The 24,143-nt window shown below is 64.9% G+C and carries 15 protein-coding genes; 7 read left to right on the top strand and 8 right to left on the bottom strand.

The features are described 5' to 3' along the window. Positions 1 to 247: 247 nt before the first annotated feature. From C8J24_RS14290 to C8J24_RS14270, 5 genes are all read right to left on the bottom strand, one after another. On the bottom strand, positions 248 to 2,800 hold the full coding sequence (locus C8J24_RS14290; RefSeq protein WP_107933384.1) for a VapE domain-containing protein: 2,553 nt from the start codon (positions 2,798 to 2,800) through the stop codon (positions 248 to 250). 111 nt (positions 2,801 to 2,911) lie between these two features. Further along, positions 2,912 to 3,199, bottom strand: a complete 288-nt coding sequence (locus tag C8J24_RS14285; RefSeq protein ID WP_107933382.1) for a hypothetical protein — start codon at positions 3,197 to 3,199, stop codon at positions 2,912 to 2,914. A 247-nt stretch (positions 3,200 to 3,446) separates the two neighbouring features. Beyond that, positions 3,447 to 4,040 (bottom strand): hypothetical protein, encoded by a 594-nt coding sequence (locus C8J24_RS14280; RefSeq protein WP_107933380.1) that lies wholly within the window; start codon positions 4,038 to 4,040, stop codon positions 3,447 to 3,449. Further along, positions 4,037 to 4,264 (bottom strand): helix-turn-helix transcriptional regulator, encoded by a 228-nt coding sequence (locus C8J24_RS18060; protein ID WP_107933378.1) that lies wholly within the window; start codon positions 4,262 to 4,264, stop codon positions 4,037 to 4,039. The genes C8J24_RS14280 and C8J24_RS18060 overlap by 4 nt, the downstream gene beginning before the upstream one ends. Before the next feature lie 140 nt (positions 4,265 to 4,404). Beyond that, positions 4,405 to 5,577 (bottom strand): tyrosine-type recombinase/integrase, encoded by a 1,173-nt coding sequence (locus tag C8J24_RS14270; RefSeq protein WP_107933376.1) that lies wholly within the window; start codon positions 5,575 to 5,577, stop codon positions 4,405 to 4,407. Positions 5,578 to 6,016: 439 nt separating this feature from the next. On the opposite strand from C8J24_RS14270, the gene C8J24_RS14265 reads away from it, so the two are divergent. Then, positions 6,017 to 7,825, top strand: a complete 1,809-nt coding sequence (locus C8J24_RS14265; protein ID WP_107933374.1) for a tetratricopeptide repeat protein — start codon at positions 6,017 to 6,019, stop codon at positions 7,823 to 7,825. Between the two features lie 95 nt (positions 7,826 to 7,920). On the opposite strand, the gene C8J24_RS14260 is transcribed toward C8J24_RS14265, so the two are convergent. Further along, positions 7,921 to 11,013: a TonB-dependent receptor plug domain-containing protein gene (locus tag C8J24_RS14260; RefSeq protein WP_244180741.1), complete on the bottom strand. Its 3,093-nt coding sequence runs from the start codon at positions 11,011 to 11,013 to the stop codon at positions 7,921 to 7,923. A gap of 609 nt (positions 11,014 to 11,622) precedes the next feature. Between C8J24_RS14260 and C8J24_RS14255 the strand changes: the two genes are divergently transcribed. After that, the gene (locus tag C8J24_RS14255) at positions 11,623 to 15,072 is read left to right on the top strand and encodes an amidohydrolase family protein (RefSeq protein WP_107933372.1); all 3,450 of its coding nucleotides are present in this window, start codon (positions 11,623 to 11,625) and stop codon (positions 15,070 to 15,072) included. A 36-nt stretch (positions 15,073 to 15,108) separates the two neighbouring features. Here the strand turns inward: C8J24_RS14255 and C8J24_RS14250 are convergent, their stop codons facing one another. Beyond that, positions 15,109 to 17,652: a PepSY domain-containing protein gene (locus tag C8J24_RS14250; RefSeq protein ID WP_107933370.1), complete on the bottom strand. Its 2,544-nt coding sequence runs from the start codon at positions 17,650 to 17,652 to the stop codon at positions 15,109 to 15,111. A 185-nt stretch (positions 17,653 to 17,837) separates the two neighbouring features. Here C8J24_RS14250 and C8J24_RS14245 point away from each other — a divergent pair, with 185 nt between their 5' ends. Further along, positions 17,838 to 19,148 (top strand): metal-dependent hydrolase family protein, encoded by a 1,311-nt coding sequence (locus C8J24_RS14245; protein WP_107933368.1) that lies wholly within the window; start codon positions 17,838 to 17,840, stop codon positions 19,146 to 19,148. A 49-nt stretch (positions 19,149 to 19,197) separates the two neighbouring features. On the opposite strand, the gene C8J24_RS14240 is transcribed toward C8J24_RS14245, so the two are convergent. Next, the gene (locus tag C8J24_RS14240) at positions 19,198 to 19,533 is read right to left on the bottom strand and encodes a hypothetical protein (protein WP_107933366.1); all 336 of its coding nucleotides are present in this window, start codon (positions 19,531 to 19,533) and stop codon (positions 19,198 to 19,200) included. A gap of 196 nt (positions 19,534 to 19,729) precedes the next feature. On the opposite strand from C8J24_RS14240, the gene C8J24_RS14235 reads away from it, so the two are divergent. The 4 genes from C8J24_RS14235 to C8J24_RS14220 are packed head-to-tail and all read left to right on the top strand — an operon-like array spanning position 19,730 to position 24,073. Continuing rightward, complete coding sequence (locus C8J24_RS14235) at positions 19,730 to 20,881, top strand: fumarylacetoacetate hydrolase family protein (RefSeq protein WP_107933364.1); 1,152 nt, start codon at positions 19,730 to 19,732, stop codon at positions 20,879 to 20,881. A 23-nt stretch (positions 20,882 to 20,904) separates the two neighbouring features. Continuing rightward, positions 20,905 to 21,690: a D-xylose 1-dehydrogenase gene (xylB, locus tag C8J24_RS14230; protein ID WP_244180739.1), complete on the top strand. Its 786-nt coding sequence runs from the start codon at positions 20,905 to 20,907 to the stop codon at positions 21,688 to 21,690. Between the two features lie 3 nt (positions 21,691 to 21,693). After that, positions 21,694 to 22,572 carry an SMP-30/gluconolactonase/LRE family protein gene (locus C8J24_RS14225; protein ID WP_107933362.1) on the top strand — a complete coding sequence of 293 codons (879 nt, stop codon included), beginning with the start codon at positions 21,694 to 21,696 and terminating at the stop codon, positions 22,570 to 22,572. A gap of 55 nt (positions 22,573 to 22,627) precedes the next feature. Further along, positions 22,628 to 24,073, top strand: a complete 1,446-nt coding sequence (locus C8J24_RS14220; RefSeq protein WP_107933360.1) for a sugar porter family MFS transporter — start codon at positions 22,628 to 22,630, stop codon at positions 24,071 to 24,073. The last annotated feature ends 70 nt before the right edge of the window (positions 24,074 to 24,143 follow it).

Below are 24,143 nucleotides of genomic sequence, written 5' to 3'. Positions count from 1 at the left end.
TTGCTACTAATTGGGACTTTCCTTCAAACGCATCCGTAGCGGGGCAGTCGCCCGTACAAGCACTCGAAAAGCCCCCCCCCCCCCCTGCTTTTCTAAGAAGTGTTCGTGACCGCTTTCCAGAAATGGCCTATCCGAGACAGTAAGCGGCGATAATCGCGCTGAACGAATGGCTGCTATCTGGAGCCCGGGTCGCTGGCCTGAGCTTCCGAGTATGGGTGTTTCGGACCGCTCTCAGATCTGGTTCCGACTAAACAGACCCTCCCGCGTCGGGCCACGGCGGCGTCTCAACGTCGCGGGCGATAACACGCTGTAACCCGTATGCCCGATTATACCGGCGAGCCTTCTTCTCGACCGTCCATCCAGGCACCATACGCATCGCGCGACCCAACATTTGTGCAGTCTGCTGGTTGTACAGCCCGCGGTCCTTCTTGAGGCAGTCGACCCAGATCTCGAGCAAACATGTCTCGTTTCGCACAATGGCCCTGCCCTCAGCATCTTGATCGTCATCGACGCTGCCGCTCATGATCGGCGAATCTAGCCATGCGCCAATCTGACCCGCCTGCGCCTCATCCGCGCTCTCCACCTGCGCAGACTCTTGGTGCTGAACTGCAATGGCCTGTGCAGCCGCACCAGTCAGATAAAGCGGCAGGTCGCCAACCGGCTGCTCTGCTCGCATCGCGCGATAAAGCACCACGGCCTCCGCCCATAGCTGATCGACTTCAGCACGTAGCCGATCGATATCAATGGACTCGACGTGGCAGCCAATGGGCCAAAAGCGACGGTTGCCGGTATCGTCTTTGAGGAACTTAAAGTCGTTGGTTGAGCCGCAAAAGATAGATTGCCGACGATATTCCTGGGTACGTTTGGCGTACGCAAGGCGAACCTTGTCGGTCTGCCGGCTTACGAATCCTTTGATGTGTCGGACGTCGGCGCGGGTGAAGCCGGCCAGTTCAGGGATCTCGAGTATCCAGGCCTTCTGCATCGCTTCGACCATGGCGCGCGTGTCCGTCATGTCTCCCTCGAGCTCGGCGGCCCAATTCTTAGCAAGTGTGCTGATGAAGGTGGACTTTCGCTTCCCCTGGAGCCCCTGCAAGATCACGACATAGTCCCACTTGCAGCCGGGCTCGAATATCCGAGCGACGCCAGCGATCATCATTAGCCGCGCGGTATCACGGCCGTAGACGTCGTCGGGCGAACCTAGGTAGTCGATGAACAGCCGTTCGACACGCGGCGTGCCGTCCCACTGCTGCGCGGACAGGTATTCGCGCACGGGGTGAAAGCAGTTCTTGCGGCCGACGATGTTGATGGCTGCCCGCAAGTCGCGATCGGGCACCTTGATGCCGTAGCCGCCCTGCGTCTTTGGCGCTTCGATCATCGCACGAATGGAGTCGTCTTTTTCTTCCGTCCAGAAGTCTCCGTTTGCACGGTCTCGCAGCGTCCAGATGGGTCCTGACAGCTGGACGAACGGCTTAGCCTGATTCTTGCGGTTCGGCGACCGGACGCCGGGGGCGCCACGCTGCACGACTTCCTGCGTGAACTCGTTGAACGCCATGACGCCAGCTGTCCGCTTATCGTTTTCTACAATCAGTCGTAAGTTGTGCAGGTTGGGTTCGATGCTGCCTTTCTCGCTGATTGCGAGCAGCGTTTTCCAGTCGGGCGCTGCATCAGTCAGGCCAATATCGAAGACGGATTCATCTGTAGATTTTGCGGCTGGCCGTTCAGCGTTTAGGAGATCATCGAATTCGCCCGATTCATCGTCTGAGGCAGGCATCGTTGCAACGGGTGTACCCGCGTCATCGAGATCATCAAGCTCGGCTATTGCAAACGCCAGCTTGGCAGCATCCCGCTCTTCCAAATACCATCTGCGAACCGTTGCCATCGTGACAGGCTGCCGACGATTGCGGCCAAAGCCGCGATACCGACGCAGTTCTGCATTCAGACTGCTGCCCTTCAGATAACTTTCCGATTTAGCCGAATAGCGCATCCACAGGTCGAAGCCTTCCTGCGCCCCGCCGAACTGATGATGCAGTGCCTGGCCTAACATCACCCATTTCGCGCGATCGTCCAGTATGTCCAACGACAGAGCGTCGAGCTCGCTCTCCATCTGCCCCGGAGTAAACGTCTTGGGAGGGGAAGCCTCAAAATCGAATGCGCCAGTCGACGCGATGCCCAGTCTTTCGATAGCATCCGCATCGATGACCGGGCCGCCACCGAACTCAAGGCCTTCTAAATCGTATTCGCGCTCCCAGTGGTACGCGATGCCGGTCGCCGGATGAATTGACGGAGGCATGGCAACCTGCCTGCCGGTCCCAAACAAGTCGATTTCCCAGTTATAAGTCCATCCACCGTTTGCCGTGCGGTGCTTTGCCTTCGAAACGGCCAGCTTGCGCCCGAAAAACGGCTTGTCGGTAAGGAAGTGGAGGTGCCGTGATGCACCACCTGATCCGGACGCGACGCACGGAAGAGTATCGCGAATGCCCGGAAACATTCGATCGAACTCATCCCACGCTTCGTCGGCGAGATCAGGAAAGCGAATATCGACATCGAAGACATGGGCGTACATGCCTGCAACGTGTGACGGTTCACCAGTCCGCAGGCCGACGTTCAGGCCGTCTCGGTACGTAGATGTCAGCTGCCCGACGGAGGCAACGGGTAGTTCTGGCCATCCGAGACCGGCGGCGGGAGCCTTAGACTTTTCCTGAAGCCAATGAATAGCAAAACCCGCTTCTCGGAACGCAGTAGCCTGCGAGAGAAAGGACGGATGACGAACGACAGAAAGACTCTTCAAACGGGTAGCCATAATACAACGAAGCCTTGTGTTGGCCCCGAAATCTGCTATGTATTCCGTGTCGAGCGGATTCGCAGAATCCAGGGAGCCCGAAGCGTGTTAATCGCTTCGGGTTTTCTGTTTTTATGCAGCGGGCGTAATCACCGGCGATAGGTTCGGAAGCTCGAGTAAGCGCTGCCGTTGCAGGGCTGTCAGGCCTGCAAGTCCGCCGGTCAGGGCAAATCTAACGTTGTTGCCGTCGACAAGGATATTAAGCTTGGCCGCACGGGCTGCTCTCCATCCAATGCAACGACTGATACGCTGCCGTGTGGCCGTTTCGACCTTGCCGACTTGTTGAGCGATTTCGGACCCCATACCTTCGGCCTGGAGCTCGGCGATCCGGCGCTGCTGCCACAGCGGCCAAGGGATCATCCGACGCGGTCTCACTGCGCACCTGTTTCATCGGCAACGCACTGCAGCCTTGCTGCCTTGGCAAGTGCCATCACGGCTGAGGCGTTACAAATCGGCGGCGCCGCTGCTGCGGCTACGTTCCTCGCAGCGGGTGTTGCCTCCTGCCGGGGCTGACCCGTTGCAGCTGCTGGCGATACGTCGAAACCCTGCAGCCCTAGCGAGCTACCAATGGCGAGCAGCGTTGCCGGATCTGTTTTTGTCTTCTGGGTCACGGGGCAACCTCCTGGATCTGTTCTTCGATTTTAGCCGCGGTCTCCGAGTATCCCGGCCAGTCCCAAGCGCCACGCCCTGGGCCGACGTCGCAGTAGATGTTGGCCGCTTGGGCGGAGCTCATGGCGGCGCACAGCGCTGAAGCGTTGCCGTGGCCGTATGGCGTTCCGGGGCGGCTTTGCAGCCGTAAGGCGGCATCTTCCGCGGCAGCTAGACTGGCGAGCGCGCGCCCAAACACGGCGCCGGCTTCCTTCGCTGCGTTGAGCAGCGGTGGTACCACCTCCGACCGGACGTGCTGCCCTTGGGCCCTACGTCGTTCGGCCAGGGCATGTTCGACATTCTGCAGGGCACCCGGTAGCTGCCTATCTACAAACTCCATGATCCGGACGCAGGCTGCCTGAGCTTCGATCATCTCTGCACGTTTTGCGTCTGACATCTGCTCGTGGAGGCGCGGTAGGCCCAGCACGTCGGCTTCAGCGTTGACCAGACGCGCTGCGTCGTCTGACGTGAGGGCTAAGGCGTACGCGCCGTGCTGGGCCTTTGCCGTGGCTTGCTTGGTCTGCAGGTTCTTCAGCTGCTCCTGCGGGGTCATGCTGCAGCACTCATGCGCGCCGAGAGGGCGGCTTCCAGCCATGCTTGCGGAATGACAGTGGCCTTACCTGCCGGGTGTACCCGTACTGGAGCCGGCAGGGCACCCGCACGCACCATCGCGTACAGAGTGCATCGCGATATACCGCAAAAGGCGGCGGCTTGGGCAGGCCGTAAATATGGTCCACGCGGCTCAATGCCGGTCCAAGGTTGCGCTAAAGTGGTCATGACCGTTCTCCGAATCGCCGTTTCAGTATTCGGAGTAATACGTTAACTTACGTGCTCGCCCTAATTTCCGTGGGCAAGTCCAGACGACATCTGAAGCAAGCTTATGATTGTGCATACACTGCGACTCGCCAATACAACTTTCAGTTGTATTCGGAGATGTAGGCCGCCCAGTCGTTCATCAACTGGCGGCGTCGCTCCAATGCCTCGCCGCGACGGTACGCGCGCCTGACGGCTGAGCCTACTGTGTGTGCCAAAGCTTCCTCCGAAAGCTCATCGGCGTGGTTGGTCTCGTTGGCAGCCCAGTCCTTGAAGCTACTGCGAAAGCCGTGGGCGGTGACCTCGACGTTCATCCTTCGTAACAGCATGGCCAAACACATGTTCGACATCGGCCGCTCGGCCTCACCACCGTGGAAGATGTAATCCGTTGGCTTTCCGCGTTCCAACCCGGCGACCAGCATCAGCGCTGCATCGGACAGCGGCACGGTGTGAGGTCTGCCGCCTTTCATCCGGTTGCCTGGCACTGTCCAAACGCCGCCTTCGATCTCACCCCAGCGCGCCCCGAGAACCTCGCCAGAACGTGACGCACAAAGAATCAAGAACCGCAGCGCCTTAGCCGCCATTGCTGGGCGACCGAGAAGCTGCTGCATGAAAACCGGTAATTCCGCATAGGGCAAAGCGCGATGGTGTCCGCGTGACAGCTTGGACCGAAGGGGCAGCAGGATATCCAGGTGGCCTCGCCATTGTGCGGGGTTCGCTGCATCGCGGTCGCGGAGACCTCGGGCCTTGGCAGCGTTGAGAATTCTCTCGATCCGACCACGGACACGACTCGCCGTCTCCGGCTTATCCGACCAGATAGGCTGCAGAACGGCTAATACGTGGTCCGTCGAAATCGCGTTTAGATCGAGATTTGACAGGGTGGCGGCATGCATCTTCAGGCTGCTGCGCCATTGCTGGCGGTGCTTCTCGTTTCTCCATCCCCCCTCGACTGATGCTATGTAAGCCTCGGCATACGTGCCGAACGTTGAGGCTCGCGGGTCGGCGATAGCCCTTTCAGTGTTCCGCGCAGTTACCGGATCAAGGCCGGCGGCCAGATGGCTGCGAGCCGCACTGGCGAGAGTTCGTGCCGCAGATAGGGTGACTGCGCTTGCCGAACCGAGGCCCATTTCCCGCCGTTTGCCATTCCAGCGGTAGATAAACGTCCACCGCTTCCCGCCGCCGCTCAAGGAAAGATACAGACCGCCCCCGTCTGCAAGCCTGCCACTTCCCTTCGCGTTCTTCACCGCCAGCGCCGTTAGCGCATTCGTCTTTGCCATATCGTGCCCTGATTCTCTGCCCTGATTCTGAAGAGTATCTAACACAACGCAGTAAAACGGCATAATACAGCGCGGGCGGCAAAACTCTGCACAATCAAACCTCTAAGACTCCGCATATCATCACCCTGATACGGCATGATACGATTAGTTCGACGGACACCTCTTCCGCCAAAGCTTAGTCTCAGCTTGCCTCACCCGGGCTTATAACGGCGCTCAAGGCCCCTCTTCTGGCGTGTTCGCATCCCCGGAAACCCCAATCGGTTCATAGACAGCGCAATCAAATCGGAGCCACTTTCGGGGCAACGGGTGATCCCGGAGGTCCATAATGGGATGGGAAGCAAACATTCTTACAGACGGCGCCTGAAGATCGTCTGTAGCGGTACCTAGGGCTCGGAATGACTTGATTTCGGGTTCGGTCAGGCGCTTGATGCACATCTGAATGCTTGAGGTGATGCGGGGCTTCAAACAAATGAAGCGGTGGTTGCTCTTGATCCTGGGTGTGGCCGTCAGCGTCCCGGCGCAGGCGCAGCTTGCGGCACCGGTGAAGAATGGCGACTCGACCATCGTCGTCACGGGTAACCGAAACCGCGAGACGAAGGTGGAGCTGAGCGAGTGGCGAATGGCGGAAACGCCGCACGTCGTCGTTTTCAGTCAGGGCGATGAAACTGCGTTGCGGCGCACCGCCCACAATCTCGAAAAGCTGCACTTCCTGCTCTCGGTCCTGCATGGCCGGGTGGATCAGCCTGACGAGACGATCAAGATCGCCGTGACGATGATCGGCGATGTCGCAGCGTTCGAACAGCTTCGACTGACCGACCTGCGCTGGCAATATGGTCCCTTCCCGCAGGCGTTCGAAAAGACGATCTACTATGATCCGCGTGATGAAGGGTCGGTGCTCGCAACGACCGAGGAGGGCGTGAACCTGGTTCTTCAGCCATCGGTTGGCCGCAAGACGAACCGCAATTGCACGCGCGGGCGGGACAGAAACCCTCCAATCGTTGATTATTACGTGAGCCCCAGGGTGACGGCGACCGGACAGCCGACGTACGACGTGAACCAGATTCTCGAACAGCTTCCAGTGAACGAGATTGCCTTTTGCCAATGGGCGGAATCCAGGGTTTATGCCGCCTTCGCCCAGAACTACCTGATGACCTATTTTCCGGCAGCGTATCCGCGCTGGTATCTGCAGGGGTTCGGAGAATTGTTCGCGACGATGGAAGCCGGCGACGACTTCGTCGAATATGGCCACCCCCCGCCTGGCTACGCGAAGGTCATGCATCATTACGGTCTATATCCGGTCACGCACATCCTCGACGGGCGTTATCTCTCGGGCAAGGGTAGGGCCTGGACGCCCTATCACGCATGGCGGCTGGTCCACCTCCTGTATTTCTCCGAGGAGTGGAAGCCGCGGCTCCACGACTATCTGAACGCCCTGGCACGGGGTGACGACTTGCCGACCGCCGCGAGCGCCCTTGGCGATCCGAGCCAGTTTCAAAGCGCAGTGACCGCCTACCGAGGCCGCAAATTACAGGCTGAGAAGATGGCCTTTCCGGCCAATCGCGCGCCGGAACCTAGCATCCGACGTCTGACCCGCGCGGAGGCCGGGCTGATCCGTGGCCGGCTTGAACTTGGCGCGCGGATCGAGGTGCCCGACGCCGGCCCCGACCGTGAGAAGGCGCTCGCGCGACGCTCCGCATGGATCGACCGGCTTCGCGACAACGCGACCCGCTTCCCCACCCTGACCGAAAACCATCTGCTCCTGGCCGAGGCCGAATGCCGCACCGGCAATCCCGAAGCCTGTCTTGAAGCCGCTGAGAGGGCGATTGCACAGTCACCGACGGAAACGCGCGCGCTGGTGTGGAAAGGCACGGCGCTGACGCAACTGGCCATGCGCACTCCAGCGGCCGAACGTCGGCAGCGGCTTGCGGACGCGAGACGTTTCATCGTCAGGGCCAACCGCCTGGACCCGGAGAGCAGCCTTGCGCTGATCGCGTATCACGACAGCTTTGCAACGGCGGGCGAGCAGGCCCCGGATGTCGCGGTGGAGGGGCTGTACAAGATTATCCAGTCTGCGCCCGCCGCGCCCGGTCCAAGACTGAAACTCGGTGAGGAGCTGATCGCCCGCGACCTTCGAGATGAAGCGCGCAGGATGCTGCTGCCGGTCGCCAAAGGGGCGTTCGCAACCCCCGAACAGCCCGCCGCCGCCGCTTTGCTGTCGCCAGCGGGAGCGACGGAGCTAGGACGTTAAAGGCTGCTAAAATCCGGCGTTCGCAGACCGTAGCGCATTTCGAAAAATCGCCGGGGTCCCGATCCGGACCCCGGCGATCACATCAGTCGGTCGCGTTACAGCCGCAGCGAGACACCCGCCACGAGCTGCCGGCCGAGCAGGTCATACCCCATCACGGTATTGCCACGCAGCAGACCGATCCGCGAACGGCTGTCCGGGATGAGCGGCGGATCGCGGTCGAAGATGTTGTTGGCGGCCAGCCGGAACGTCATCTGCTTGTTGATGTCGAAGCTGAGCGCGACGTCGATCCAGTTGTACGAACCGACACCCGGATATTGATCGCGCCGGGCGCTCGCGTCTTGGGCGGGAATGCCGGTATCCTCGGGCGCATAGATGTCGAGCGGCATCGCGCCGCGGTGGCGCCAGTTGACCGACAGGCTGGTCGTGCTGTCGGGCGCGGTCCAGGTGGTGCGGAGCTGGTGCTTCCAGCGCGGCATGCTCTCGCCGCAGAGATTGCCGAAATATCCCACGCAGTTGCGCGGTTCGATCGTCGGCGACGATTGCGAGCCGACGCGGGTCATCAGCGTCCCGTTGAAGCTCATGTCGAGCCGGCCGACGCCGCCCAGGCCGACATTATACTGCCCCTGGAAATCCCAGCCATGCGACTGCGACTTGTAGCCATTGGCCGAACCGCGCGCCACCCAGCCGGTCGACGGACTGGTCGCAGGCGAGCTCGAGAGCGTGCCGGTGCCGGGATTACGGACGATGCCGCGGCAGAAATAGTCGTTCCCGGTCGCAAGACACTCGCCGATGATGTTCTGCGGCTGGAGGAAGTCGAGCTGGTCCTTCAGATCGATCAGCCAGCGGTCGATCGACACCGTCAGGCCGGGTATGAAGCGTGGGCGCAGCACGACGCCGAACGTCTTGGTAAAAGCGCTTTCGGGCGTCAGATTGAACCCGCCCTCGCGCACGGTGCACCGATCGTCAGGGCAGATCAGCGAGGCACTGCCATAGAGATTGTCGGCAAGGCCGGTGTTGCGGCATTGCTGCAGCGTCGCTGACGGCGCCAGTCGCGCGCCGTTGGGGTTCGACGGATCGATCCGCGGTGCGCAGGGATCGGCATAGAAGCCCTGGTTCCAAAAGATGTTGGCGGCCCCCTGCGCGGTGCTGACACCCGGTGCGGCCTGGGACTTGTTGTAGGAGGCGCGGAGCGTGATGTCCGCCACCGGCGACCAGAGCCCCTCGACCTTCCAGGTATCGAACTTGCCGGCGAGCCGATTATATTGCGACACGCGGTAGCCGGCGTTGACCTGCAGCAGCTCCGCAAACCGGCGATGTTCGATCAGCGGTGCCTGCACCTCGGCATTGGCTTCGAGGATGCTTTGCGTGAAGCGCTGGTTCTCGCCACCGTTATTCTGCTGGAAGACCTCGTTGACGATCGTGCGTTCCATCTCCTCGCGATATTCCGCGCCCAGCGCGATCGCGATGCCCTGGTCCGCAAGCGGCGAGGTAATGCCGTATCGGCCCAAATCGCCGCTGACGGTGCCGACGAACTGCAACAGGCGCGGAATGCGCGTGCTGATCCCGCCGGTCGCGCCACCGTAGAGATACTGGTTGAGCGCCGTATCCTGGTTGAACGGCGCGAACGCGTTGAACGGCACGCAGGAGGGATCGGTCCCGTTGACGACCGAACGACAGGTCGGCGTGCCGTTGACGCGGACGACGTCGAGCGAACGGTTGATGTTGTCGAAGCGCGCGAACGGAACGTCGATGGTGTCGAGGCGCGCGCGTGAGATCATGCCCGCGACATCGTAGGACCACACGTCGTCAAATCCGCGCCCGCGCAGCCCTGCGACGATACGATAGCCTTCATTGGTGAAGCGCTGCCGCACCAGTGGCAGGCCGTCAAAGCGATAGCGGACGTCGATCGGCGCATATTGTCCGGCGACACCGGCGTTGGCACCGCACAGATCCTGTGCCTGCGAGGCCGACAGGAACGCGTTGTCGCAATTCACGCGGAACGGGTCCGAGCCGTACGCACCGAAGTTGAAGGTGCGATTGAGCTGGGTGTTGTAGGACTTGTCGCGGTAGAACAGCCCGTTGCCGTACAGCTCGATGTCATCGCTGATCTTGGCGGTCAGGAAACCGCCAAGGTTGACGCGGTTAAACGCGCGCTGGACCGCCCAATTGTCATAGGGGTTGGCCGACGAGCCCTGCGGCCCGCTGTTGATCGGGATGAAGGTCCCGTTGCCGTTGGGATTGTTGACCAGGATCTGCCCGGCGCGCGGGCCCGACTGCGGAATGATCGTACCGGCGGGCGTGAAGCTCGCACGCGAACAGCCGAGCGGCGAGGTATTGGTCGGCTGGACCGCCTCGCAGACCGAATAGGAGCGATCGACCAGCTCGATCGGGTTGGACTGGCGGTAATTGATGAACCCGGTGAGGTTCACCCGGTCGTTGAACAGATTGGTGCCCGCCGCCAGGCTGACATCCGAACGACCACCGTCATTGGTCAATCCGCGCTTGGCGGCGAAACCCGCGCGACCTGCCGCCTCGGTGACCGCGTTGCTGCCATTGTCGTGATTGTAGAAGCTGTAGTTCGCGTCGAGCCGGATGCCTTCGAAGTTCTTCTTCAGCACGAAGTTGACGACGCCCGACACCGCGTCGGATCCGTAAACGGACGAGGCACCGCCGGTCAGCACGTCGATTCGCTCGACCAGCGCGTTGGGGATGATCCCGACGTCGACCGTGTTGGCCAGTCCCATGCGGAGACCGTCGATCAGCGTCAGCGTGCGCTCATAGCCCAGGCTGCGCAGCTTGATGCGCTGACGACCTTCGGAATCGCTGAAATTTTGTTCCGAGTTCACCTGCACCTGCGGCAGGCGGTTCAGCACCTCCTCGATCGTCGTCGCGCCCTGTGCCGCGATTTCTGCGGCGGTCGTCGTCACGATCGGTGCGGCAGACCGGTTGTTCGGCCGCGTGATGCGCGTGCCGGTCACGACGATGTCCGACGCTTCCCGCCGATCGCCGGTGCGGTCTGCATCTGCGGCGAGCTTGGCGGAGGCGACGGGATCGCCGATCGCGGTCTGGCTTTCCTGCGCACCATCGGGCGCGCCTGTATCCGACGCCTGGGCCTGCGCCTGAGCCGGCATCGCAAACAACGCCGCGACGCAACATGTCGTAGTCAGAAACCCTTTGAACAGCACCATTCTATCACCCCCCATGTTGCCGATCGGGTCACATGGATAGTGATGCATCGTATCGATTGCTGCCGACCCTGTTCGGAAGCGTTCGATGAACAACAGGACGCGCTTTCATCGGGATCTGTCGCCCCGTGACCTTGCTGACCTTGTTCGGCATTACCATCCGGACCCTCGGACAGGCACATGCTGTCACGTCCCAAATATCAAAACAATACCAATAATTTCAGAAATGACACGCGGTATGGATTTTGTGTCGTAACGGTCTCAATCGGTATCAATGACAGGACTTTGCGTTCCTCAGGCCGCACCATTCCGCTTCCGTTGCGAGTCCGTCCGCCATGGAATAGTATCCGCTGGGGTCATTGCTATCGGTCGTCGGTCAACGCGCCAAAAGCGCAAGCAAAGCGGAGAAACTTGCTTGTGACGCGACGCTCTAGACCCGGCGTGACGTGCTCTCGCCTTCCATCCACTCGCGACCGGCGAAGATCACGTCCGAGACCGGTACAAAGCGGAGCGGCGACGACAGGACAATAAGCGACCCGATAAAAGAGATTTGCGAGTGACGATCGCGATCAATCGGTTAGACCCTGCCGCACAAGGGGAGATCTCTACACCATGAAGCACCGCGCACTGACCGCCATCGCACTCTGCCTCGTCGCCACCGAACTGTCCGCACAGACCACGCCGCCACCAGCCGCCAAGCCCGTCGAACGGACCCAGGCGCCCGAGAATCAGGCGACGGCGCCCACCCCCGCGACGACCCGCGCCGACCCCAATCCGTCGCCCCAGCCCGTCGCCGCAGCCCCGGTCACTGCCGCCGTGCCCGCCAATGCGTCGGCTGCCACATCGAAATCGTCCGCCAAGCCGCCGGTCTGGGACGTCATGCAGCCGCGCGGACTGAAGACGCGCGAGGTCGCCCTGCATGTCGACGAGGGCAGCTGGATGAACGTCGACGTCTCGCCCGACGGCCGGCTGATCGCCTTCGATCTGCTCGGCGACCTCTACACCATGCCGATCACGGGCGGCACGCCGCGACGCATCGCCGAGGGGCTGGCGTTCGAGCATCAGCCGCGCTTCTCGCCCGACGGCCGCCGCATCGCCTTCACGTCGGACCGCGGCGGTGGCGACAATATCTGGGTGATGAACGTCGACGGCAGCGACAAGCGCCAGGTGACGAACGAGGATTTCCGCCTGCTCAACCAGCCGAGCTGGAGCCCGGACGGCCGGTTCATCGCCGCGAAGAAGCATTTCACGACCGGCCGCTCGCTCGGCACGGGCGAGATCTGGCTTTATCACGTCTCGGGTGGCGGCGGCGTCCAGCTCGTCAAGCGCGCGAGCGAGGTGCTGCAGAAGGAACTGGGCGAGCCGATCTACGCGCCCGATGGCAAGAGCATCTTCTACACGCGCAACATCTCGCCCGGCCCGATCTTCGAATATGCGCAGAATTCGCGCACCGACCTGTTCGATATCGAACGCTATGACGTCGACAGCGGCGAGGTCAGCACCGCGGTCTCCGGGGTTGGCGGCTCGGTCCGGCCGACCCCGTCGCGCGACGGCAAGCGGATCGCCTTTGTCCGGCGCGAGAACAACGTCACCAAATTATGGGTGAAGGACTTCGCGACCGGCGTCGAACGGATGATCTATGGTCCGCTCGACCGCGACGTGCAGGAGACATGGGCCGTTACCGGGGTCTATCCCGACATGGCCTGGACGCCGGGCGACACGGCGATCGTCTTCTGGGCGGGGGGCAAGCTGCGCCGGGTGGCCCCCGACGGCTCGGGCGCGGCGGTGATCCCGTTCCGCATCGACGATACGCGCGTCATCGTCGATGCGGTCCATCCGCAGGTCGCAGTCGCACCCGACCGGTTCGCGACGAAGATGCCGCGCTGGGCCAGTGTGTCGCCCGATGGCCGCACCGTCGTGTTCGAGACGCTCGGCAAGCTCTGGACCAAGCCCGTTGCGGGCGGCACCGCGACCCGGCTGACGCGCGGCGCGGACGAATTCGAGCTGTTCCCGAGCTGGTCGCGCGACGGCCGCCAGATCGTCTTCGTCGGCTGGACGGATGCGGGGCTCGGCCAGATCCGGACGATCGCGGCAGGCGGCGGCTCGCCCCGCACCGTCACGACCGTCGCCGGCCATTATCGTCGCCCGCGCTTCTCGCCCGACGCCCGCACGATCGTGTTCGAACAGGGCCCGGGCGGCGGGCTGACCGCGGCGCGGGGCAATCCCGACGCCGGGGCCTACCGCGTCGCCGCCAGCGGCGGTGCGCCGGTGCGGATCGCCAAGGATGCGAGCGGCCCGCAATTCGGCGCGGCGAACGACCGCGTCTTCCTGATGGCGACCGAGAAGGACAAGCGCCAGCTGATCAGCACCGATCTCAACGGACAGGACCGCCGCGTCCATGCCTCGGGCGAACTGGTCAACGACTATCAGATCGCACCGCAGGGCGATTACGTCGCCTTCCGTCAGAATTACGAGGCGTTCGTGATGCCGCTGATGCCGGGACGCCAGGCGGTCGAGACCGATGCCAAGGGCGGCCCCCTGCCCGTCACCCGCGTCAGCGGCGACGGCGCCGACTTCATCAACTGGTCGAACGACGGCCGACAGATCCACTGGAGCGCGGGCCCGACGCTTTTCACGGCCGAGACCGCGGCGCTGTTCCGCGCGGTGCCGACGCCGAAGGGTGAGGACGCGCCTAAGTTCGTCGCGCCGCGCACCGGCACCTCGCTGTCGATGGACATCGCCGCCGCCAAGCCTGACGCGACGGTGGCGCTGACCGGCGCACGTGTCGTGACGATGGCGAAGGCCGATGGCGGGATCATCGACGACGCCACGATCCTGATCCGCGGCGACCGCATCGTCGCGGTCGGGCCACGTGGTACTATCGCCATTCCCGCAGGCGCGAAGACCGTCGACCTGGCGGGCAAGACGGTCATCCCCGGGCTGGTCGACGCGCATGCGCATGGTCCGCAGGGCGAGGACGAGATCGTCCCTCAGCAGAACTGGTCGGCGATGGCGAACCTCGCGCTCGGCACCACGACGATCCACGATCCGTCGTCGCGCTCCGCCGAAATCTTCCCGGCGGCCGAGATGCAGCAGGCCGGCATGCTGCTCGCGCCGCGCATCTTCTCGACCGGCGAGATCGTCTATGGCGCGAAGGCGCCCGACGTCTATGCGCAGATCGACACCTATGAGGACGCGCTCGCCGTCGTCCGTCGCCTCAAGGCGCAGGGTGCGCGCAGCGTGAAGAACTACAACCAGCCACGCCGCGAGCAGCGCCAGATGGTCGTGGCGGCCGCGCAGGCTGAAGGCATGGAAGTCGTGCCCGAGGGCGGCTCGCTCTTCACGCTCGACATGAGCCTGGTGCAGGACGGCAATTCCACGGTCGAGCACAATGTCCCGCTCGAGCATTTCTATGCGGATGTGGTCGATCTCTGGTCGCAGACGACGGTCGGCTACACGCCGACGCTCGTGGTCGCCTATGGCGGGCCGGCGGGCGATCCCTATTGGCGCGCGCACAGCGACGTGTGGCGGCATCCGCTGCTCGCCCGCCATGCGCCGCCGGCACTGCTCGCAGCGCAGAATGCGCGGCGCGAGATCGCGCCCGAGGAGGATTATGTCGATGGCGCGACCGCGCGCGAGGCGCGCAAGCTCGCGGTCAAGGGCGTGCCCGTGGCGATCGGCGCGCACGGCCAGCAGCCGGGGCTTGGCGCGCATTGGGAGCTGTGGAGCTTCGTCCGGGGCGGGTTCAGCCCAATCGAGGCGCTGCGTGCGGGCACGATCGAATCGGCACGATCGCTGGGATACGCCAAGGACGTCGGTTCGCTCGAACCCGGCAAGCTCGCCGATCTGGTCGTGCTGACCGCCGACCCGACAAGCGACATCCGCAACAGCGACAAGGTTGCGCAGGTGATGCTCGGCGGCCGCCTTTATGATGCCGCGACGCTGAACGAGACGGTCACCGGCACGCGCAATCGCCAGGCCTATTGGTGGGAGGGCGGCAATGCGGGCGCCGATACGGGCGCACGCATCACCGTCGGCCACGGACACGGGGATGTCGACTGAGTTCCCGATAGGAACCGGCGCTGAGGTCGACGGCGATCAGTAGATGTCGCGGCGGTACAGCCCGGCCTCGCTCATCGCCTCGACCCGGTCGTCGCCGAGGATGATCCGGAGTTCGGCATCCACCGCGCCCGCCATTCCGACGAGACTGCCGCAGACATAGATAGCCGCCCCCCGGTCCGCCCAGTCGAGCATCCGGGCGGCCTGTTCCGCGACCAGCGCCTGGACGTAGCGTCCGCAGCCCGCATCGCGCGAGAAGGCGCGGTCGATCCGCTCGAGCGTACCCGCGGCCTGCAGCGCATCGAGTTCGGCGGCGAGCGGACGGTCGTATGCGCTGCTGCGCTCGCCATACAGGAGCCAGGCGGGCGCGCCGCCGGTCCGCGCCCGCTCGCGCAGATGCGCCATCAACCCGGCGAGGCCCGTCCCGTTGCCGATCAGCACGAGCGGGGTCGCCGGATCCATCGGTGTCGCAAACCCCGGATTGGCGCGAAGCCGAATGGCAATAGGATCACCGATAGACGCCACTTCCGTCAGCCACCCCGAACCGATGCCGAGCCCGCCATCGGCTGCGGGACATTGCCGCACGAGCAGCTCGACACGGCCCGACACCGGCAGCGACGCGACCGAATATTCACGATGCGCAAGCGGCGGCAGCGCCAACGGATCCCGCCCCCCGGCTTCGAACGTCGCCGGATCGGGCAGCGTCGCCTTGGCGAGTCCAGCCGCGACCCGGCCGTCATCGACGATCCCGCAATCGGCCAGGAGCCGCGCGACGCGGGCCGGATCGTGACGCGGCTCGATCTCGGCGATCGCGCCCGGTGCCCAGCGCGTGCCCGCGGGGATGCCGAGTTCGACCCGGTACATAGGCGCGCCCGGGCTGTCGGGATTGAGCCATGTTCGTGCGACCAGCGGCCAAGCGGCATAGTCCGCCGGCTGCCAGTCGGGCTGCGCCGGATCCGCACCAATCGCGTGAAGCTGTTGCTGCCACTGGCGTTCGCCGTCCGCATCGGCCGCATCGAGCTCGATCCGGTCGAACAGGCGCTGCGCCCCACTCGCATGCAGCCACGCGTCGACGCGCTGACCAAAGGCGCAATAGTCGGGATATTCGCGGTCCCCCAGCGCCAGCACCGCGTAGCGGACCCCGTCGAGATCGGCCGGCGCGGCCATGACGCGGCGCTCGAACGCCCGGGCGGTGTCCGGCGCATCGCCCTCGCCATAGGTCGCCACGACGAACAAGACGGTGCCGGCATCGCGGAGATCCGCCGGCGACACCGTCGCCAGCGGCTGGATCGCAGCATCCGGGAACGCCGCAGCGCTGAGGCGTGCGAGACGCTCGGCAGTGCCGGTCTGCGACGCGTGGACGACCAGCACGCCGGGTCGGTCCGCCCCCCCGTTGTCGGCCGAGGCAGGAACCGCGACCGCCGCCAGCGCCCGCTTGGTCCGCCGGCGGCCGAGATACAGCAGCAGGCCGGTGACCGTGAACAGCGGCATCGTCAAGCTCGTCAGGAACAGCGCGATTCGTCCGGGCAGACCGAAGAATGCCCCCGTGTGGAGCGGATAGATGCTGGTCGCGATCGTCTCGCCAACGCCGCGATCGGCATAGCGCTTCGTCTTGGTCAGCGCGCCGCTCCGCGCATCGAAGCGGAGTTCGTCGGTCATCCGGTCGGACCGCGCGCCGATCGGCACCATCCGCATCGTCACCGGTGCCGCGCCCTGCGGGACCGTGATTGTCACCCGGTCGAAACGCGCGCCCTCACTTCGCTGGAACCCCGCCCAGGCCGGAGCGATCGGTCGCGACTCTTCCGCCACCTCACCCCGGTCGCCGCGACGACCACCCGGCGCGCGCCCTTCACGCCCGCCGCGTTCCGGGCGTTCGGTCGTACCGGTCAGCATGTACCGCGCACCCCGCTGATACCAGTCATAAGACCACCAGAGGCCGGTCGCCGCACTCAGCAGGTAGAAGACGAGCACCCAGCCGCCGATCACCGCATGAAGCGCACGGTACAGGTTGCGCCCGGTCTTGCGCAGATCGAGCACGAACCAGGCGCGCCAGTCGAGCGGGTGGCGCGGCCAGCGCAGATACAGCCCCGATACCGCGAAGAAGACGAGCGCCAGCGCGGACAGACCGGTCAGCTGGCTGCCGATGCCGTTGCGTCCGCCCGGCAGCGCGAGCCAGCGATGCAGATTCTCGATCGTGCGAAACACCCCCGCGCCCGTGGCGGTGCCGAGCAACCGGCCGGTCCGCGGATCGATATAGCTGCGCTCGCCACCGCGCTGGCCCTTCTTCGCGGCGAAGCGAACCTGCGCTGCGAGCGTGGGATCGCGCGCGATCGTCAGGTCCTGCACCCGCTTGCCGTCGCGCTGCGCGGATGCGGCCCGGACCAGAGCATCGGGCGACAGCCTTGCCGCATCGCCCGCCCCACTTGGCAGCGGTGCGAGGGTCACCACCCCCGGGCTGAGCGCCGCCATGATCTCGTCCTCGAACGCCATCGCGGCGCCGGTCACGCCCATCAGTGCGAGCACGAACCCCGCGGTAATCCCCAGAAACCAGTGCATCTGGAACAGCACGCGGCGCAGCGTCATTGCGCGCAGTCTCGAACGATCATCATCTGCCTTCAGCCCCCCAGATCACGGATGCCGCACTATCACGTATTGCTATTGGTTCTCAAGTGCAGCTTTGAGCAGGTGTTGGCGGACGGTCTTCGTCACGCATCGACGCTTGCCCGGAGGTCGCGGATCGGCAAGCATGCACAAAAGGGGAGAGACACATGAAAACCGCGATACTGGTCGCGCTGGCCGCTGCGACCGCGATTCCGGCCGACGCGCAAACGGCGCCACCGGTTGTGACCTATATCCAGGCCGGCACGCTGCTCGATCGGCCAGGCCAGGCGCCGCGCGGCGCGACCACGATCATCGTCCGCGACGGCAAGATCGTCGCGCTGCGTGACGGGTTCGTGGCGCCGGAGGCGGGCGCGACACTCGTCGACCTGCGCACCGCGTTCGTGATGCCGGGCATGGTCGACATGCATGTCCATCTCTGGGGCATCGGCGGCGACCCGATGCGCGCGCGGCTCGAGGCAATGACCCGCGACCGGTTCGATGACGAGATGACCGCGGTCGCCAATGCGCGGCAGACGCTCGCCGCAGGGTTCACCTCGGTCCGCGACCTTGGCGGCGATCCGCGCGGTATCCGTGCCTTGCGTGACGCGATCGACGCGGGCGCGATCGAAGGGCCGAGCATCACCAATGCCGGCGAGATGATCTCGGTCACCGGCGGGCACGGCGATGGCGGCAACGGCCTCGCCGAGGAATTCGCCGATATGGTGCACGGTCGCGAGGTCAATGTCTGCAACGGGCCCGACGACTGCCGCCGCGCGGTTCGGGCGCAGGTTGCGCTCGGTGCGCGTGTCATCAAGTTCGCGGCGACCGGCGGCGTGCTGTCGAACGTCAGCGGCGGCCTGGGCCGGGCGATGACCGCGGACGAGATGCGCGCGATCATCGACACCGCGCACATGCTCGGCCGCAAGGTCGCGGCACACAGCCACGCGACCGAGGGAACCCGCGCCGCGCTCGAGGCGGGGGTCGATTCGATCGAACACGGCACGTTTCTCGACGACGAGACGATCCGCCTCTTCAAGACCAGGGGCGCCTATCTGGTGCCGACCGAGATCGCACCGGTCGCGGCACTGGCGCAGGCACGCGGCGGCGCCCTGCCCCCGGCCACTATCGTCAAGGCGGAGTCCGCCGCCGCGGCAATGGCCGCCAGCCATCGCCGCGCCTATGCGGCCGGCGTCAAGGTCGCCTTCGGGACGGATACCGGCGTGTCGAAGCACGGCGACAATGCGACCGAATTCGCGCTGCTCGTGCAGAACGGCCTTACCCCGGCACAAGCCATCGCCGCAGCGACGAGCGGCGCGGCGGATCTGCTTGGGCGGGACGATATCGGCACGCTCGCGCCCGGCAAGACCGCGGACATCATCGCGGTGCGGGGGTCCCCGCTCGACGACGTGAACCGGCTCACGCACGTCGATTTCGTCATGCACCGCGGTGTCGTGGCGAAGGCGGTCGCGGCGAAGTGATCGTCACGCGGCGGCGGCCCTTGCGCGTCGAGCGCGCCGCCGCAACGGATCAGGCGGTCAGTTGACGCCGCCGGATCTCGCCGAGCAGCGCTTCGGCGGCGGGGTCGCCGACCTCACCCTCCGTCGCGCGATAGGCGGCAATTACATCGGCATCCGACGCTGCGGCCAGCAGCCCACGGACCTCCGCGTCGAACGCATCGACCTCACCCGCCGCAGCATCGGCGGCGTCGTCGCTGCTGATCGCCGGCGCGTCGGCGGGCGACGGTTCATGCGCCATGATCGCGTCCTGCTTGAACACGTCAAAGGCGTCTGCGGCCTCGTCACGCTCGACAAAGGCGATCTTGAGCGAGGTGAGCAGATCGAGCGGCGATGCGATATTTTCCATATCCTCACGGTAGGCACGGGCCCGCGAATGGCAAGCGCGATCGCGTCTCAACGGGACAAGTCCGTCGCTTGCTGGCCACGGCGCGCCGCGCGTCCCGAAGCGGGGCAGCCTATTGTACGATCAATCTCGTCCGCGTCTCTTGACGATCGGGCAATGGCCTATACGATAGCGGTAACATGAGTGGAGAGGGAAATTGATGTCGCATATCGCCGCGCCGGTCCTGTCGGCGTTGCCTGCGGACTGGCGCAACGCGCTGCTGCTTGGCCGAGTTGATCTCGGCGACGGCCCCACGCCGATATTGGTCAGCCGCGGTGAAGTCTTCGACATGTCCCGCGTCGCGCCGACCGTGTCGGCGCTCGTCGCGGGCGGCACGTTCGACACGGCAGCCGGCCAGTCGCTGGGCACGTTCGAATCGCTCGACCTGTCCGCGGCGGTCGATGCGCCTGCGCGCCTGCTGAGCCCGATCGACCTGCAATGCGTCAAGGCCGCCGGCGTGACGTTCGCGGTGTCCGCGATCGAGCGCGTCATCGAGGAGCGTGCCCGGGGCGATGCCTCCAAGGCGGTCGAAGTCCGCGGCCGACTCGAGGCGCGGATCGGCGGCAGCGTCCGTTCGGTCGTGCCGGGCTCCGCCGAGGCGGCGGCGCTCAAGGCGGCGCTGATCGAGGACGGGATGTGGTCGCAATATCTCGAGGTCGCGATCGGCCCCGATGCGGAGATCTTCACCAAGAGCCCGACGCTCTCGACCGTGGGCTGGGGTGGCCCGATCGGGATCCGGTCCGATTCGACGTGGAACAACCCCGAACCCGAAGTCGTGCTGCTGGTCGATGCAGACGGCGCGATCGTCGGCGCGACGCTCGGCAACGACGTCAATTTGCGCGATTTCGAGGGCCGTTCCGCGCTGCTTCTGAGCAAGGCCAAGGACAATAACGCGTCCTGCTCGATCGGGCCGTTCATCCGGCTGTTCGACGACGGCTTCTCGCTCGACGACGTCCGCGCGAGCGACGTGACGCTCAAGATCGAGGGCGAGGACGGCTATGTGCTCGACGGACATAGCTCGATGCGCGAGATCAGCCGCGACCCGACCGATCTCGTCACGCAGGCGATGAGCGAGCATCATTACCCGGACGGCTTCGTCCTGTTCCTCGGCACGCTGTTCGCCCCCACCAAGGACCGCGACGAACCCGGCCGCGGCTTCACGCACAAGATGGGCGACGTCGTCACCATCTCGAACCCGAAGCTTGGCGCGCTCGTCAACCGTGTCACGACCTCGCGCGATGCGCCCGCATGGACGCTGGGCATCGGCGGCCTGATGGCCAATCTCGCGCGCCGCAACCTTCTCGACGCATGACCTACGATCAGACGGAGACTCCCGTGTTGCAGCAGACCAGCGCCGGTGAAGGCCGTGCCATCTATCCCAGTCTCGCCGGCAAGCGGGTCCTCGTGACCGGTGGAGGCTCGGGCATCGGCGCGGGTCTGGTCGAGGCGTTCGTCGCCCAGGGTGCGCGCGTCGCGTTCGTCGACGTCGCCGACGAACCCAGCCAGGCACTGCTCGAGCGCCTCGCGGTCGATGCGGCGCATGCGCCGATCTATCATCGCTGCGACCTGACCGACATCGATCAGCTGAAGACGGTGTTCGGCGCGCTCGAGCAGGCGCTCGGCGGGATCGACATCCTGATCAACAATGCGGGCAATGACGACCGGCACGGCGTCGACGAGGTCACGCCCGCTTATTGGGACGAGCGGCTGAACGTCAATCTGCGACACCAGTTTTTCGCAGCCCAGGCCGTCGTCCCTGCGATGAAGCGCGCCGGCGGCGGCACGATCCTCAACTTCGGCTCGATCAGCTGGCATCTCGCGCTGCCCGACCTGGTCCTGTACCAGACGTGCAAGGCGGCGATCGAGGGTCTGACCCGCGGCCTCGCGCGCGACCTCGGCCGCGACGGCATCCGCGTCAACACGATCGTCCCGGGCAATGTCCAGACACCGCGCCAGGAAAAATGGTACACGCCCGAGGGGGAGGCCGAGATCGTCGCCGCCCAGTGTCTCGACGGCCGGATCCAGCCGATCGACGTCGCAGCACTCGTGCTGTTCCTCGCGTCGGACGATGCGCGCATGTGCACCGGACACGATTATTTCATCGATGCGGGCTGGCGCTGAACCATGGATAGCGAAGCCCGCCTGCTCGCCTCGGTCGGCGCCGAGCTCGGTGAAGGACCGGTCTGGTCGGCGCGCGACAAGGCGCTGTGGTTCGTCGATATCAAGGCGCCGTGCGTCTATCGATATGATCCCGCGTCGCATGCGCTCGATCGCTTCGACGCGCCATCGCATGTCGGCTGGATCCTGCCCGCGCAGGACGGCCTGTGGGTCGCCGGGCTCGCCAAGGGCCTCCACCGCTTCGATCCGCGCGACGGCAGCTTCACGCTGATGAACGGCATCGAGGCGGGCCTGCCCGACAACCGCCTCAACGACGCAGCGGTCGATCCCGCCGGCAGGATCTGGTTCGGGTCGATGGACAACAGGGAAGTCCACCCGACCGGCCATATCTACCAGTGGCACCGCGGCGCCGTCAGCAGGACTGCCGTACCGCCCGTCGTCATCACCAACGGCCCCGCCATCTCGCCCGACGGGCGCACCGCCTATCTGGTCGATACGCTGGGCCTGTCGATCGCCGCGCATCCGATCGGTCTCGACGGCACGATCGGCGCGGGTCGCCCCTTCCTTAAGTTCGACGCGAGCAAAGGCTATCCCGACGGCGCGATCTGCGATGCCGGCGGTGGCGTGTGGGTCGGCTTTTACGGCGGCTGGGCGGCGCGACGGTTCGCGCCCGATGGCACGATGACCGACGAAGTGCGCTTTCCCGTCTCGAACGTCACCAAGATCGCGCTGGGCGGCGACGATGGTCGCACCGCCTTTGCGACGACCGCGCGACAGGGACTGTCGGCAGAGCGCCTCGCCTCGCAACCGCTCGCGGGCGACATCTTCACGTTCCGGACCGACATTGGCGGCATTCCCGTCATGCCGGTCAGCTTGGACCTTTAATCTCTAGACCTTGAACACGCCAACAGAGCGTGCACCATCAGGAAGGACGTCACTAATGAACGGCACGGCTACAGCCAGGGCCACGGGCTCACCCACCGATACGGGGGGCGTCAACAGCGCGCTGATCGCCCTCATCGTCGCGGTGGCGACGATCGGGGGCTTCATGTTCGGATATGATTCGGGCGTGATCAACGGCACGCAAAAGGGGATCGAGGCGGCGTTCGACCTCGGTAGACTGGGCATCGGCATCAATGTCGGCGCGATCCTGGTCGGATCGTCGGTCGGCGCATTCGCGGCGGGCCGCCTATCCGACGTGATCGGCCGTCGCAACACGATGATGCTGGCCGCAATCCTGTTCATCGTCAGTGCGCTCGCAGCGGGGGCGGCGAACTCGTCGCTGCTGTTCATCATCGCGCGGATCATCGGCGGATTCGGCGTCGGCGCCGCCAGCGTCACCTCGCCGGTCTATATTTCGGAAGTCGCACCGGCCAATATCCGCGGACGACTGACCAGCATCCAGCAGGTCATGATCATCTCGGGCCTGACCGGCGCGTTCGTCGCGAATTTCGCGCTCGCCCGTTTCGCCGGCGGCTCGACCGCCGAGTTCTGGCTCGGGTATCAGGCCTGGCGCTGGATGTTCTGGCTCCAGGTGATCCCCGCGACGATTTATTTCGTCGCGCTGTTCTTCATCCCGGAAAGCCCGCGCTATCTCGTCGTGAAGGGTCATGACGCCCGCGCCGAGGTGGTGCTGACCCGCCTGTTCGGCGCGGCCGAGGCCCGCCGCAAGGTGGCCGAGATCCGCTCTTCGCTCGCGGTCGATCACCACAAGCCACGGCTGTCCGATCTGGTCGACAAGACCACCGGCAAGATCCGTCCGATCCTCTGGGCGGGTATTGGTCTGGCGGTGTTCCAGCAGCTCGTCGGCATCAACGTCGTGTTCTATTACGGCGCGACGCTTTGGGAAGCGGTCGGCTTTACCGAGGACAATGCGCTTCAGATCAACATCCTGTCGGGCGTCCTGTCGATCGGTGCCTGCCTCCTGACGATCACGCTGATCGACCGGATCGGGCGCAAGCCGCTGCTGCTGGTCGGCTCGGCCGGCATGACCGTCACGCTCGGCATCGTCGCCTGGGCCTTCTCGAATGCCGTGCCCGCCGTCTCGGGCGTCGGCGTCACGCTGCCCGGCAATACCGGGCTGATCGCCCTCGTCGCCGCGAATCTCTACGTGATCTTCTTCAACGTCAGTTGGGGGCCGGTGATGTGGGTGATGCTGGGCGAGATGTTCCCGACGCAGATCCGCGGTTCGGCGCTCGCCGTCGCGGGGTTCGCGCAGTGGATCGCCAATGCGCTGATCTCGGTCAGCTTCCCCTCACTCGTCCTCTCGCCGGGGCTGGCCTTCACCTATCTCGGCTATGCGATCGCCGCGCTCGTCTCGTTCTTCTTCGTCCGCGCCGCGGTCACCGAGACCCGGGGTCGCGAACTCGAAGACATGACCGGCTGAGCCGGACCATGAAAAAGGGCGGGCGGGAGGTGTTCCTCCCGCCCGCCCCATTTCGGCCTGTCCGTGGCGC

This window comes from Sphingomonas aerolata (assembly GCF_003046295.1).
In the GTDB taxonomy this organism is placed as follows: Bacteria; Pseudomonadota; Alphaproteobacteria; order Sphingomonadales; family Sphingomonadaceae; genus Sphingomonas; species Sphingomonas aerolata.
The sequence above is the reverse complement of the archived record's forward strand: the minus strand, read 5'-3'. Positions and strand labels throughout refer to the sequence as shown.

Bases quoted from the DNA above. Each gene is read 5' to 3' on its own strand.
- C8J24_RS14280 (WP_107933380.1), bottom strand. From the start codon at position 4,040: ATGACCCCGCAGGAGCAGCTGAAGAACCTGCAGACCAAGCAAGCCACG.
- C8J24_RS14255 (WP_107933372.1), top strand. From the start codon at position 11,623: ATGAAGCACCGCGCACTGACCGCCATCGCACTCTGCCTCGTCGCCACC.
- C8J24_RS14265 (WP_107933374.1), top strand. From the start codon at position 6,017: ATGCTTGAGGTGATGCGGGGCTTCAAACAAATGAAGCGGTGGTTGCTC.
- C8J24_RS14290 (WP_107933384.1), bottom strand. From the start codon at position 2,800: ATGGCTACCCGTTTGAAGAGTCTTTCTGTCGTTCGTCATCCGTCCTTT.
- C8J24_RS14260 (WP_244180741.1), bottom strand. From the start codon at position 11,013: ATGGTGCTGTTCAAAGGGTTTCTGACTACGACATGTTGCGTCGCGGCG.
- C8J24_RS14220 (WP_107933360.1), top strand. From the start codon at position 22,628: ATGAACGGCACGGCTACAGCCAGGGCCACGGGCTCACCCACCGATACG.
- C8J24_RS14250 (WP_107933370.1), bottom strand. From the start codon at position 17,652: ATGACGCTGCGCCGCGTGCTGTTCCAGATGCACTGGTTTCTGGGGATT.
- C8J24_RS18060 (WP_107933378.1), bottom strand. From the start codon at position 4,264: ATGACCACTTTAGCGCAACCTTGGACCGGCATTGAGCCGCGTGGACCA.
- C8J24_RS14285 (WP_107933382.1), bottom strand. From the start codon at position 3,199: ATGATCCCTTGGCCGCTGTGGCAGCAGCGCCGGATCGCCGAGCTCCAG.
- C8J24_RS14270 (WP_107933376.1), bottom strand. From the start codon at position 5,577: ATGGCAAAGACGAATGCGCTAACGGCGCTGGCGGTGAAGAACGCGAAG.
- C8J24_RS14240 (WP_107933366.1), bottom strand. From the start codon at position 19,533: ATGGAAAATATCGCATCGCCGCTCGATCTGCTCACCTCGCTCAAGATC.
- C8J24_RS14235 (WP_107933364.1), top strand. From the start codon at position 19,730: ATGTCGCATATCGCCGCGCCGGTCCTGTCGGCGTTGCCTGCGGACTGG.
- C8J24_RS14225 (WP_107933362.1), top strand. From the start codon at position 21,694: ATGGATAGCGAAGCCCGCCTGCTCGCCTCGGTCGGCGCCGAGCTCGGT.
- C8J24_RS14245 (WP_107933368.1), top strand. From the start codon at position 17,838: ATGAAAACCGCGATACTGGTCGCGCTGGCCGCTGCGACCGCGATTCCG.